The organism is Octadecabacter temperatus (assembly GCF_001187845.1).
Taxonomy (GTDB): domain Bacteria; phylum Pseudomonadota; class Alphaproteobacteria; order Rhodobacterales; family Rhodobacteraceae; genus Octadecabacter; species Octadecabacter temperatus.
This window is the reverse complement of the sequence record NZ_CP012160.1, coordinates 2,912,501-2,925,572: the sequence shown is the minus strand read 5'-3', so window position 1 is coordinate 2,925,572 and position 13,072 is coordinate 2,912,501. Positions and strand designations below refer to the sequence as shown.

General features: G+C 54.1%; 13 protein-coding genes and 1 tRNA gene (1 of these 14 only partly in view). 10 read left to right on the top strand and 4 right to left on the bottom strand.

The genetic code is table 11. The annotated features are described in order from the left end of the window. Positions 1–73 precede the first annotated feature (73 nt). A tRNA-Val gene (locus OSB_RS14690) sits at positions 74–148 on the bottom strand. Positions 149–294: 146 nt separating this feature from the next. Between OSB_RS14690 and OSB_RS14685 the strand changes: the two genes are divergently transcribed. After that, positions 295–1,170 (top strand): N-formylglutamate amidohydrolase, encoded by an 876-nt coding sequence (locus OSB_RS14685; RefSeq protein ID WP_049835694.1) that lies wholly within the window; start codon positions 295–297, stop codon positions 1,168–1,170. Here OSB_RS14685 and OSB_RS14680 read toward each other — a convergent pair whose 3' ends face one another. Continuing rightward, positions 1,171–2,424 (bottom strand): DNA polymerase IV, encoded by a 1,254-nt coding sequence (locus tag OSB_RS14680; protein ID WP_049835693.1) that lies wholly within the window; start codon positions 2,422–2,424, stop codon positions 1,171–1,173. Between the two features lie 264 nt (positions 2,425–2,688). On the opposite strand from OSB_RS14680, the gene OSB_RS14675 reads away from it, so the two are divergent. Continuing rightward, the gene (locus tag OSB_RS14675) at positions 2,689–3,570 is read left to right on the top strand and encodes an SPFH domain-containing protein (protein WP_049835692.1); all 882 of its coding nucleotides are present in this window, start codon (positions 2,689–2,691) and stop codon (positions 3,568–3,570) included. 2 nt (positions 3,571–3,572) lie between these two features. Then, entirely contained in the window at positions 3,573–3,848 is a 276-nt protein-coding gene (locus OSB_RS14670; RefSeq protein ID WP_049835691.1) for an NfeD family protein, read from the top strand. Between the two features lie 145 nt (positions 3,849–3,993). Here the strand turns inward: OSB_RS14670 and OSB_RS16730 are convergent, their stop codons facing one another. Continuing rightward, complete coding sequence (locus OSB_RS16730; protein ID WP_158454124.1) at positions 3,994–4,170, bottom strand: hypothetical protein; 177 nt, start codon at positions 4,168–4,170, stop codon at positions 3,994–3,996. Between the two features lie 181 nt (positions 4,171–4,351). Further along, positions 4,352–5,050 carry an orotidine-5'-phosphate decarboxylase gene (gene pyrF / locus OSB_RS14665; RefSeq protein WP_234967422.1) on the bottom strand — a complete coding sequence of 233 codons (699 nt, stop codon included), beginning with the start codon at positions 5,048–5,050 and terminating at the stop codon, positions 4,352–4,354. 164 nt (positions 5,051–5,214) lie between these two features. Here pyrF and clpB point away from each other — a divergent pair, with 164 nt between their 5' ends. The 7 genes from clpB to OSB_RS14635 form a co-directional block, all read left to right on the top strand. Beyond that, positions 5,215–7,824: an ATP-dependent chaperone ClpB gene (clpB, locus tag OSB_RS14660; protein WP_049835690.1), complete on the top strand. Its 2,610-nt coding sequence runs from the start codon at positions 5,215–5,217 to the stop codon at positions 7,822–7,824. 40 nt (positions 7,825–7,864) lie between these two features. Then, on the top strand, positions 7,865–8,029 hold the full coding sequence (locus OSB_RS16800) for a hypothetical protein (RefSeq protein ID WP_169750368.1): 165 nt from the start codon (positions 7,865–7,867) through the stop codon (positions 8,027–8,029). Between the two features lie 128 nt (positions 8,030–8,157). After that, entirely contained in the window at positions 8,158–9,636 is a 1,479-nt protein-coding gene (locus tag OSB_RS14655) for an FMN-binding glutamate synthase family protein (protein WP_049835689.1), read from the top strand. 135 nt (positions 9,637–9,771) lie between these two features. Beyond that, positions 9,772–10,665, top strand: a complete 894-nt coding sequence (gene msrP / locus OSB_RS14650) for a protein-methionine-sulfoxide reductase catalytic subunit MsrP (RefSeq protein WP_049835688.1) — start codon at positions 9,772–9,774, stop codon at positions 10,663–10,665. Between the two features lie 195 nt (positions 10,666–10,860). After that, positions 10,861–11,484, top strand: coding sequence for a protein-methionine-sulfoxide reductase heme-binding subunit MsrQ (gene msrQ / locus OSB_RS14645; RefSeq protein ID WP_049835687.1), 624 nt, complete (start codon positions 10,861–10,863; stop codon positions 11,482–11,484). A gap of 216 nt (positions 11,485–11,700) precedes the next feature. Further along, the gene (locus OSB_RS14640; RefSeq protein WP_049835686.1) at positions 11,701–12,843 is read left to right on the top strand and encodes an MFS transporter; all 1,143 of its coding nucleotides are present in this window, start codon (positions 11,701–11,703) and stop codon (positions 12,841–12,843) included. A 135-nt stretch (positions 12,844–12,978) separates the two neighbouring features. Beyond that, a protein-coding gene (locus OSB_RS14635; protein ID WP_049835685.1) for an FkbM family methyltransferase crosses the window boundary here: on the top strand, positions 12,979–13,072 show its 5' end (the start). The gene runs 611 nt beyond the window's last position; only the first 94 of its 705 coding nucleotides appear in the window; it begins with the start codon at positions 12,979–12,981; its stop codon lies off the right edge, out of view.

Here is a 13,072-nt window from a genome sequence, read left to right as displayed (position 1 = left end):
GCGGCGCTGCGAAAGGCGCCATTGTTTCGTTCGTGCGTTGCCCAATTTACGCGGGCCACGCGGCTAAAATTCATGGTGGACGATACTGGGATCGAACCAGTGACCCCTTCGATGTCAACGAAGTGCTCTACCGCTGAGCTAATCATCCATGCCTAACACACTTAACGCCCTATAAACGAATAGGACGCGCAAGCGCGCGTCGGTTGTCGCGGTCTATATAAAGAGTCGGGGTAGGGATCAAGGGCTTTTGGCAAATGCGAAAAATGCGCTACAGTCGGTCGTGAAAGGGTCACGATGACAGACGTTGCGAACAATCCATCCTACCTGCTGCGGCGTCCTGAAACGCGTGCAACCTCAGTGGTATTTGCATCGCCCCATTCCGGGCGCAAGTATCCGGCGTCCTTTTTGAACAAGATTGAGCTGAACGAGCTTGAAGTGCGTTCTTCTGAGGATGCTTTTGTCGATGATTTATTCGGCGCAGCTGTTGAATACGGTGCGCCGTTGCTTTTGGCGCAATCCCCACGATCCTTTTTGGATTTGAATCGCGGGCCTGATGAACTTGACCCAGCTGTTATCGATGGCGTGCGCCGCGTTGCACATAACCCGCGGATCGTGAGTGGATTAGGGGTGATTCCGCGTGTCGTTGCCAATGGACGTGCGATCTATCGTGGAAAACTGACATTGACTGAAGCTCACACGCGGATCAGCACGGTTTGGCGACCGTATCACGACACGTTGCAGATGCTTATGGATGAGGCGCATTCGACATTTGGAGAAGCGATTCTCATTGATTGCCATTCCATGCCCAATGAGGCGCTTGAGAACGTTGGGCCGCCCGGTGCGGCGCGCCCCGATATCGTTCTTGGCGACCGTTTTGGTGCATCCGCGGCCAGTTCAGTTGTGGAACACGTCGAGGCGGCGTTTGCGTCTGCGGGCTTTAGGGTCGCACGCAATATGCCATTCGCTGGTGCTTACATGTGTCAGCATTACGGGCGCCCGTCACGGCGTCACCATGCTGTTCAGGTCGAGATTAACCGCTCTCTCTATATGGATGAAGCTGCGATCAAACCGAATGCGAACTTCAAAGCGTTTAAAGCGGCTTTGGATGGGGTGATCGCGGAAGTCGCGGATATCGGACGTAAAGACAATTTGCGGATCGCGGCTGAATAGCTAACGCAACGCACGTCCCTTCTTAATGGCATCGTTTCCGAATTTCTCACGGATCGCGTCTGCGGCGCGTTCGGCTTCGGCGCGTTTGGTGGCGTTCGGGTCGAGCAAGTCACCCTCACGGTCGGCATCACCAGCGGGTACCAATTCGGAAATACCAACGCCGAGAAGGCGGTATGGACCTTGATCCCCGACTTGATCAAACAGCGCGCGGGCTGTGCGATAGATCGTGTCGGCGAGTTGCGTAGGTTGGTGCAGGCTTTGACGTTTGCTGAGGAGTTTGTGGTTGCCGCGTTTGAGCTTGAGGGTCACGACCCGGCCCGCTTTGTCTTTTGCTTTCGCCCGTGCCGAAACCTTTTCGGCCATGCGCCAGATGTGACCGTCTAGGATATCCGGATCGTTCGTATCCTCATTGAACGTTGTTTCGTTGCTTAGACCCTTAACAGGAGTACTGGCTGAAATGCGCCGCGCATCTTCGCCCCGTGCAAGGGAATACAGACGTTCCCCCATGCCGCCAAAACGATCATGTAAATCACGCCGGTCCCAGCGCAGCAGGTCGTCAAAAGTGCGAATGCCTGCAGCATCGAGACTTTGCTGGGCAACGGGGCCGATACCCCAAATCAGTTTAACGGGCTTTGGGCGTAAGAATTCAGTCGTTTCTTTCGCCCCAATCACCGAATAGCCGCGCGGCTTGTCCAAGTCAGAGGCAACCTTTGCGAGAAACTTGTTGTGGCTAAGCCCGATTGAGCCTGTAATTCCGATTTCGTCAGACATGCGTTTGGTGAGCCGCGCCAACATTACAGCCGGTGATGCACCGTGTAGTTTCTCGGTGCCGGTAAGGTCCATAAAGGCTTCGTCTAGCGAAAGGGGTTCTACGGTTGGGGTGAGCTCATCCATCAGCGCGCGTACTTGGCGAGACACCTCGACATATCGTTCCATTCGTCCGCGTACGATCACGGCCTCCGGGCAAAGTTTGAGGGCCTGAAACATCGGCATAGCAGAGCGCACACCCTTGATGCGGGCGATATAGCAACACGTAGACACGACACCGCGATGTCCGCCGCCAATGATGACGGCTTTGCCTTCAAGCTCGGGGTTGTCGCGTTTTTCCACTGAGGCATAAAACGCGTCACAGTCCATATGCGCGATAGACAGATCGAACAGTTCCTCATGGGCCGTCACGCGCGGCGAGCGGCACACGGGACAGCGTGTTCCCGTTTCGAACGTATGAAGGCAGGCGCGACAAAGGGCTGGCATGAAATGTAAATACGCGGGACATGGGAGACGTGGCAAGCGGGCCCTGCGGGGCGTGAGTATTTAAGAGCCAAAGAAAACGAGTGTAGGGCGCTGCCTTGCGATGTGGCCAATTTACCAAATCTGGTTCCAGCCTTGCAAGATCGGCTGACGCTCTGGTTGCACGCTGGGGGCAGTGACCCTATCTAGATTGTGAGAAAAATGCGGCTGCTTGTGTTAGTTTAAGTGTGTCGCGCAACAAAAATAAGAAATTTGAGGAACGACTAAATGGATATTGAAAACCTTCTTACTGGCGGGAATATCGTCCTGCTCTTGCTGGCAGCCTTTATTATCATTTGTATTTTGCTTGGTGTGCGGATTGTTCCGCAATCCGAAAAATACGTTGTGGAACGTTTTGGTCGTCTCCGCGCGGTGCTTGGACCAGGCATCAACTTTATCATCCCATTCCTTGATCGCGTTGCGCACAAGATTTCGATCCTTGAACGCCAGCTGCCTGTTATGGGCCAAGACGCGATCACATCGGACAACGTGTTGGTGCAAGTCGAAACATCCGTGTTTTACCGCATCACCGAGCCGGAAAAGACGGTTTACCGTATTCGCGACGTAGATGGCGCGATTTCCACGACTGTTGCGGGTATTGTACGTTCTGAAATCGGTAAGATGGAATTGGACCAAGTGCAGGCGAATCGCACGGGTCTGATCCTTGCGATTCAAGATCAGCTTGCTGCGCAGGTTGATGATTGGGGTATCGAAGTTACACGCGCTGAAATTCTTGACGTAAACTTGGATGCAGCGACACGTGCTGCGATGCTTCAGCAGTTGAATGCGGAACGTGCGCGTCGTGCGCAAGTGACCGAGGCCGAAGGTAAGAAGCGTTCTGTTGAACTTCAGGCTGACGCAGAACTTTACGCCGCTGAACAGGCCGCGAAAGCGCGCCGTGTATCTGCGGATGCTGAAGCCTACGCGACACAAGTTGTTGCGGTAGCGATTGCTGAGAACGGTTTGGAAGCGGCGCAATACCAAGTCGCATTGAAGCAAGTTGAAGCTGTGAACGCGATGAGCTCTTCTTCTGGCACCAACACGGTCGTCTTGCCAGCTAACTTGATTGAAAGCTTTGGCGATGCCTTCAAAATGTTGAAAGGTCGATAATCATGTCCTTAATCAATGAATGGTGGGTCTGGATGGGCGCGTCACTCGTGCTTGCGATCCTTGAAGTCTTTGCACCCGGGTGGATCTTTCTGGGATTCGCAGTTGGCGCGTTCTTCCTTGGTGCAATGATCGCACTGGGGATCGGCACTGGCTTGTCGATCGCATGGTCTTTGGTGATTTTCGCAGCTTTGTCTTTGATCGGCTACGTTCTGATGCGCCAGATGTTTGGCGTTCGTCGGGGACAGGTGAAAATCTGGGACAGAGATATCAATGATTAACGCACCTTTGGTGCGATGATATCAACGACTAACCGACCTACGAAAAAAGGCCCCGCTCAACGGCGGGGCCAGTTTGATCTGAACACGAGGCAGAATTGGTCCGAGGGACAGTTCGAACACAGGCAGTGTCAGATATCTCTAAAATCTAGCGGGTGCGCTGACGCACCGCATGGCCGAGCAGAGCCCGTTTAACTTGGGACGGTTCGAGCGTCGCAGGCCCGTCGACACGGCAATTGAAATTCAACGGCCCATTACGCGTGGGCAGAATGACAGCTGCTTCGAAGCTGCGGCCTGTGTAGCGAATGTTGTTCAGTTCTATCATATCGTATCCCCCTTCATACTGGGTGTTGTGGCAGTTCTTGTTGCCTGAACTATATCTGGGGACAGTTTGATGAGATTTAAGGGGGAAGAAACTCACGTTTTCCCTCAAACCTGTGATTCAATGACATATGGAACGGCAAAACCTTGCCGTCGCCCTTATTTTTAGGGGTTTAAGGCGCCGTTTAAGATGAGCGGAGTTCTGCCAGAACCGCTTCAGCGGCTGCTTTCGGGTTCGCGTTTTTCCAAATTGGGCGGCCAACAACCACGTGATCGGCACCGTTTTCGATGGCTTGGGCAGGGGTTGTGACCCGCTTTTGATCGCCCAAATCGGCACCTGCTGGGCGTACACCAGGGGTGACGATCAGCTTTCCGGTCGCTTCAGGAAGCGCGCGAATAAGGGCAGCTTCCTGCGGGGACGCGATAACACCGTCCGCACCATTGGAAAGCGCAAGGCCTGCACGTTCTTGGACAAGGTCCGTAATATCGCCTGCTTTGATGCAAGACGCATCAAGGTCGGTGCGATCCAGCGATGTCAGGATCGTTACGGCAAGGATCTTCATGTCGGATCCGCCTTTCCCTTCGGCAGCGGCGCGCACAACGTGCGGATCACCGTGGACGGTTAGGAAATCGTGGTTGAATTGGGACAACCCGCGCACGGCGGCCTCAACTGTTGCGCCGATATCAAACAGTTTCATATCGAGGAAAATGCGTTTGCCGTGCTCGTCCGCCAGTTCATTCGCGAGGGCCAAGCCGCCACCCGTCAACATGCCCAAACCGATCTTATAGAACGAAACCGCATCGCCAAGTTTCTCGGCAAGGGCCAGTCCGGCTAGCGCGTCAGGTATATCTAAAGCAACGATTAGGCGGTCATCGGCAGTCATGGCAATCTCCATCATTTTGGCCGTTCTATGCGGACCAGCAGTATTCATCAACCAGCCTTGAAGGGGAGAGCCCTGCACCCCATATATTGAACAAGGCCCCAACAAGCCTGTGCCGCATAGCGGGCAGCAACTTTCATAGGGGCGCTTTATAAAGGAGAGACCAAATGAACCTTGAAAAGTTCACAGAGCGGTCACGCGGCTTTATTCAGGCCGCCCAAACGATCGCAATGCGCGAAAGCCATCAACGGCTTTCCCCAGAACATCTACTCAAAGCCTTGTTGGATGATGACCAAGGGCTTGCCGCGAACCTGATCAATGCTTCGGGCGGTGATGCCGCACGGGTCATGCAGAACGTAGACATAGCGCTCAGTAAGCAGGCGTCAGTGACTGGCGATGCAGCCCAGACCTATATGGATGGCACGACTGGCAAAGTGCTGGCGGAGGCTGAAAAGCTCGCCCAGAAAGCGGGCGACAGCTTTGTGCCGGTCGAACGTGTTTTGATGGCACTGGCTTTGGTGAAGTCCAAAGCCAAGGATGCGCTCGATGCAGGTAATGTCACAGCGCAAGGTCTGAATTCTGCAATCAATGATATTCGCAAGGGGCGCACGGCTGATACCGCATCGGCGGAAGAAGGGTATGACGCGCTGAAGAAATATGCGCTCGACCTGACGGCGCGGGCGCGTGAGGGTAAGATTGACCCGATCATTGGCCGTGACGAAGAAATTCGCCGTTCAATGCAGGTTTTGTCGCGTCGCACGAAGAACAATCCCGTTCTTATTGGTGAACCGGGCGTGGGTAAAACCGCGATTGCGGAGGGCCTTGCCCTGCGCATTGTTGACGGTGACGTCCCTGAATCCCTGCGCAACAAGTCCCTGCTGTCCCTCGACATGGGGGCGTTGATTGCTGGCGCGAAGTATCGCGGTGAATTTGAAGAACGCCTGAAGGCTGTGCTGTCTGAGGTGACAGAAGCCGCGGGCGAGATCATCATCTTCATCGACGAAATGCACACGCTTGTCGGCGCTGGTAAAGGTGACGGCGCGATGGATGCGGCCAACCTGGTTAAACCTGCGCTTGCGCGGGGTGAGCTGCACTGTATCGGTGCGACCACGCTCGATGAATATCGCAAATACGTTGAAAAGGACGCAGCCTTAGCGCGTCGTTTCCAGCCTATTGTGGTTCAAGAGCCAACTGTCGAAGACACGGTTTCAATTTTGCGCGGCATTAAGGAAAAGTATGAACTCCACCACGGCGTTCGTATTTCTGACAGCGCGTTGGTTTCTGCGGCAACGCTTAGCCATCGCTACATCACGGACCGTTTCTTACCTGACAAGGCGATCGACCTTGTCGATGAAGCCGCGTCGCGTTTGCGGATGGAAGTCGACAGTAAACCTGAAGAGCTGGATCAGTTGGATCGCCAGATCATGCAATTGCAAATTGAGGCCGAGGCCTTGCGCAATGAAGATGATGCTGCGTCCAAAGATCGTCTTGAAAAGCTCGAAGGGGAACTTTCGAACCTTCAAGAACAGTCGGCGTCTATGACGGCGAAATGGCAGGCGGAACGCGATAAGCTTGAGGGCGCGCGTGGGCTTAAGGAAAAGCTGGATCGTGCACGTGCCGAGTTGGATATAGCTAAGCGTGAAGGCAACCTCGCCAAGGCGGGTGAGCTTTCTTATGGCGTAATTCCTGAGCTTGAAAAGCAGTTGGGCGATGCTGAAGACAGCGACGTTATGGTCGAAGAAGCCGTGCGCCCTGAACAGATCGCAAGCGTGGTTGAGCGTTGGACAGGTGTGCCTGTCGCGAAGATGCTGGAAGGCGAGCGCGAGAAGTTGTTGCGCATGGAAGACGGGTTGCACAAGCGCGTCATAGGCCAGAATTCTGCGGTGAAAGCGGTCGCGAATGCAGTGCGCCGGGCGCGCGCTGGACTGAACGATGAGGGGCGGCCTTTGGGCAGCTTCCTTTTCCTCGGGCCAACGGGTGTCGGTAAAACTGAGCTTACCAAGGCCGTCGCTGAGTTCTTGTTTGATGATGACAACGCGATGGTGCGCATCGATATGTCTGAATTCATGGAAAAGCACGCGGTTGCGCGCTTGATCGGTGCCCCTCCGGGCTATGTCGGCTATGAGGAAGGCGGAGTATTGACCGAAGCTGTGCGCCGTCGCCCGTATCAGGTGATCCTGTTTGACGAAGTCGAAAAAGCGCACCCTGATGTGTTCAACGTGCTGTTGCAGGTTCTGGATGATGGTGTGTTGACGGACGGCCAAGGTCGCACCGTTGATTTCAAGCAAACGCTGATCATCCTGACATCAAACCTTGGGTCACAGGCGTTAAGCCAGTTGCCGGAAGGATCGGATGCGGCGGATGCGAAACGTGATGTGATGGATGCGGTTCGGGCACACTTCCGCCCTGAGTTCCTCAATCGGTTGGACGAAACCGTCATCTTCGATCGCCTCGCACGGGATGACATGGATGGGATTGTTACCATTCAGATGGCGCGACTTCTTAAGCGGCTTGCCTCACGCAAGATCAATCTAGCACTCAATGACGAGGCGCGGACATGGCTTGCCGATGAAGGGTATGACCCAGTGTTCGGCGCACGCCCGTTGAAACGGGTGATCCAACGCGCGCTGCAAGATCCACTGGCAGAAATGCTATTGGCGGGTGATGTGAAGGATGGCGACACGGTTCCTGTGTCCGCTGGTTCAGATGGTTTGCTGGTTGGAGACCGCGTAAGCGAATCCAAACGGCCCAAACCGGATGATGCTGTCGTTCATTAAAAACTAACCAAAGATCGGGTCTTTCTGCTATGTTTGTGGAATGGACCCGATCACACTTGTTTTCTATGCAGTCGTCTGCGGTTGCTTAAGCGCAGTTGCCCCGAAGTTTCCGGGTATGTCTGTGCGGCTTGGTGTTGGGGCAGGGGTCGGCATCATCGCAGCGACAACACTTCCCTTTATCAAAGACATGCTCAACGGGTATTAAGTTGAAAACGTTGGTTCTGTTTTGAATCCTCCCATCGATGTGATCACGATCTACCGTCACTTGCTTGACCACTAAGGCTCCTGTCTATTGTGTGAGAAGTCACACCCATAGCAGTCAGGCACTGATCCATGTTTTCTAACTTTTCAATGTCCGTGTTCGAAGGTCTTGCGATTGCGTTGATCATTGCCGTTGGCATCGTAATTGCCGTGATCGCCGTTCTTTTCGTGATTGATCGAACCCAGACCCAAGACGCCATTCGCCGGAATTACCCAGTGGTGGGGCGTTTCCGATATGTGTTCTCCTCGCTTGGTGAGTTTTTTCGCCAGTATTTTTTCGCGATGGACCGTGAAGAACTGCCTTTCAACCGCGCGCAACGCGATTGGGTGAAGCACGCGGCCGACGATGGCAGCAGCACCGTTGCGTTTGGATCGACGCGAAACTTGTCCGTCCCAGGAACACCGATATTTACCAACGCAGCCTTTCCGCCGTTAGATAATCAGTTCGCCAGCACCGAGCCATTGGTTATCGGCGAAACGGCCCGCACACCGTATTCGGCGAAATCTATTTTCAACCTATCAGGCATGTCTTACGGCGCGATTTCAAAGCCTGCGGTCCAAGCGCTGGCCAAAGGATGTGCGAAAGCTGGGATATGGATGAACACGGGCGAGGGCGGATTGTCTCCGTATCATTTGGAAGGGGGCTGCGACATCGTCTTTCAGATGGGCACTGCGAAGTATGGCGTGCGCGATGGCGACGGAAACCTTGATGACGTAAAGCTGCGCGAAGTCGCGGAAACACCGCAAGTAAAAATGATCGAGATCAAGCTCGCGCAGGGCGCTAAGCCGGGGAAGGGCGGCATCCTACCAGCCGCAAAAATTAGCGCCGAAATCGCAGAAATCCGCGGCCTTCCAAAAGGCAAAGATGGCATTAGCCCCAATCGCCATGCCGAAGTCGATGATTGGAACGACTTGCTCGATTTCATAACTCATGTGCGCGAGGTCACGGGCCTGCCGACGGGAATTAAAACCGTAATGGGATCTGAAGCAGCCTTTGCAGAATTCTTCGACACTATAATAGAGAGAGGCGTTGAAACCGCGCCCGACTTTATCACGCTAGATGGTGGTGAAGGCGGAACGGGTGCAGCACCAATGCCGTTAATCGACTTGGTTGGCGTTTCTATCCGTGAGGCGCTGCCGCTGGTGAGCGCTATGCGCAATGAGCGCGGTCTTAAGGATCGCATCCGAATTGTTGCCTCCGGCAAGTTGGTGAACCCTGGTGATATTGCTTGGGCGCTGTGCGCTGGGGCCGATTTTGTAACTTCGGCGCGCGGGTTCATGTTCAGCTTGGGCTGTATCCAGGCCCTTAAATGTAACAAGAATACTTGCCCGACAGGCATCACGACCCATGATCCGCGTTTTCAGCAGGGTCTCGTACCAGAGGAAAAGTGGGAAAAGGTCGCCGCGTATGCCAAAGGCATCAACAAAGAGGTCGAAACGATTGCCCATTCTGTCGGCGTGGCCGAACCGCGCCTGATGCGCCGCAATCATGTTCGCATCGTCCAACCACACGGCAATAGCATCCCGCTTTCGACACTTTACCCTTCTTAATGTCTGATTTTGCCTCCCTTTAGACGTGCGACCGGTGCAAACATTACAGTCCCCCCGCGCAGTTGTGACACGGTGTTTAGTGACCTGTGAGAATCCCTCTATATATAGAGGGGAGAAATTGAACCGGAGTACGACATGGCCTTTCGCTGGAAAAACAACCTTACGCACGCAGACGTCACACCTGAGCCGATTTGGCTGAACCGTCGTGCGGTGCTTGCTGGCATGGCGGGCGCTGGTGCGCTTGGTGGATCTGTCGCGGCGCAAGAATCGCTTGAGCCGAATACTTGGGAAGAGATTACGACCTACAATAACTTCTATGAATTCGGCACGGGCAAATCAGACCCAGCTGACAACGCTGGCGATATGGTTACGGACGGTTGGGAAATTACCATCGACGGGATGGTCGACAATCCCGGCACGTTCTCATTGGCTGACTTAACCGCTGATATGACCATGGAAGAACGCCTGTATCGGTTCCGCTGCGTTGAAGCTTGGTCGATGGTTATCCCTTGGAACGGATTTGAGCTGGCAGATTTGCTTAACAAAGCTGGCGTACAATCGGGTGCGACGCACGTCGCGTTCGAAACCGCAGTGTTGCCAGATGTCATGCCCGGCGTGCGACGCCGCGTGATTGAATTCCCGTATGTTGAAGGCCTTCGCTTGGATGAAGCGATGCATCCGCTGACGATTATGGCAACGGGCGTTTATGACCGCCCACTCGCGAACCAATCCGGCGCGCCGATCCGATTGGTCGTGCCATGGAAATATGGTTTCAAGTCTATCAAATCTATTGTGCGGATTACCCTGACGGATGAACAACCCAAAACGTCTTGGAATGACATCAACGCGCGCGAATATGGCTTCTATAGTAATGTGAATCCCGAGGTGGATCATCCACGTTGGTCTCAGGCATCTGAACGGGTGATCGGTGGTGGCCTGTTTGCGGCCCGCCAAGACACACTGATGTTCAATGGCTATCCAGAAGTTGCCAGCCTTTATGACGGGATGGATTTGAGCGTCGAGTTCTAAGTAGGGCTTTACCAACCGATCGAAAATGAAGCGTGCCGTAAACTATGTTTGCGGCACGTTTTTATTGGGCACTCAGGTCCATCAAACCCCGAACAATTGAAACATCCCGTAAACTCACCGTGGGAATACTGTGAAGGGTCTTTCTTTTGACGTTTTGCACAGCGATGTAGGGTGGACCAAATAGAAAGCAATCCGATGTCCGCAGTAATCGACACCCTTAACGCCGCTCTCCGCAAGGTTCCCGCTTGGAGCCTATATATACTGCTGACCCTTCCGATCCCGTATCTATTCTATAGTGCGGCAACGGGCGGCATGGGTGTCGAGCCGATCAACGCGCTGGAGCGTGAGATGGGAGAGCTGGGATTGAAGCTGATCATCCTCGGCCTCGCGATCACGCCGCTGCGCAAATATCTAAAGCTGAACTTGCTGAAATTCCGCCGCGCCATTGGCGTGATGGCCTTCGTCTATGTTGCTGTGCATCTGGGGATCTGGGTCGTTCTTGATATGTCGTTGCGGTTTGAACAGATGTGGAGCGATATCTGGAAGCGTCCCTATATCACCATCGGCATGGTTGCTTTCCTTGGGATGATCCCGCTGGCGGTCACATCCAACAACCTTTCCCTTCGCAAAATGGGTGCCGCGGCGTGGCGCAAGTTGCACAAGCTGGTTTACCCAATCGCAGTGCTGGGCGGGGTACACTATATAATGGTGCAAAAAGTCTGGGAGGTTGAGCCGATGGTTTTCCTGGCCGTTATTTTGGCGCTGCTCGCAACACGGATTAAATGGGCCACTAAGGCTCGTACTGCTCCGGGCGTTTAATTCGATTTTACGTGATTTCAGGACGGCGTCGTCGGCATAAAAACGGCACACTATATACACACTATATACACACTATATATACACAGAAAAAACGAACCATTTTCGGGCGGAAAAATGCGCCCCTAATTGGTGCTAAATCAGCGCTTCATGCCCGTGCATTGCAAGCTGTCACAAAATGCGACTGGCTTTCGGGTGGGTCTTTGTTAGCGTCCCGCCATGACACAAACGAACACCCGCACAGCGACACTTCTTATAATGGCGCTCTTTGCTCTTCAGCCGATGGCGTTTGGCGCGTGGCTGGCGATGATCCCCTATATTAAGGAAACGCTTGAGCTGTCGAAGGGGCAGTTGGCAGTGGCGCTTCTGGGGATGCCGGTTGCACTTATCCCGACGTTGCAGCTTGCCAGTCGCGTTGTCGCAAAGATTGGGCCGCGCAAGACCTTTGCGTTCTTGTTGCCAATACAAACGGTCTTTGCGCTTTTGCCATTTCTTGCCACTTCTATACCGACGTTGTTTGGCGCGCTCGCAATGCTGGGCGCAACGGTCGCGTTTTTGGAGGTTGCGCTAAACACATATGCAGGGCGGTTAGAGAAAGCAGAAAGCCTGAACATCATGTCACGCTGCCACGGGTTCTGGGCGCTGGGCGTTGGGATCGGCTCATTTCTAGCGACATTTCTTTTCGGTATAGGCCCAATGTTGGCGGTCTTTGTTATTTGTGCGGCGTCTGCTGCGGCGGGCGTTTGGGCCGGCCTTAAGTTACCTCAACTTGCCGGAGAAGAAGACGCCGCGCAGGCCAAGCCGCGCAAGCTTAGCCAGATGCCAAAGGCGCTCTTTATTATCGCCATGTTTGTTTTCACGATTTCACTTGCTGAAGGGGCAATGGCTGATTGGGCCGCAGTGTATCTGGCGGAACGTTGGGGTGGTGGTGCGGAAGATGCCGGAATCGCCGTGACTGTGTTTGCGGGCTTCCTCGCGGGAGGGCGATTCATTGGGGACTATATGAAAGGTCGCTTGGGTTCGCGCGGGGTAGCGCGGTTAACCGTTGGTCTGGCCTTGATCGGTGTATGCTGCCTGACACTTACATCAAGTGTTCCTTTTACCTTTGTCGGCTTTGCTTTGATTGGCCTAGGTGTCTCAATTGGGTTTCCACTCGGCGTATCAGCGGCCGCATCTCTGGATGACTCCCACGAGGCACAAAACATTGCGACGATGGCGATGATCGCAATGAGCGCATTTCTCTTCGGACCACCGCTTATAGGCCTCGTATCGGAAGCGTTCTCTTTACGGGTCGCTTTCTTGGGTCTGTTCCCGGGGCTGTGTCTCGCATTTTGGCTCGCACGAGTTTTTCCTGCTCGCTGACGAACAGAACCAATGCATCGCCGGGAACGCAAAACGAGCACAAGCCGCAGCGCCGGACATGTGCGAGCGCGCCCTTCAGTTTATACTCGCCTCTATGAACGCCCGTGTTAAGATGCCGAAAAAACCGAGGTGAGCATGCAGATCGTAAATTCCCGTGGCGTAGACTTTCCCGTGGACGGGACGATCATCGATAAGCATTTGAGAAAGATTCTTGAGAAAGATCACTATG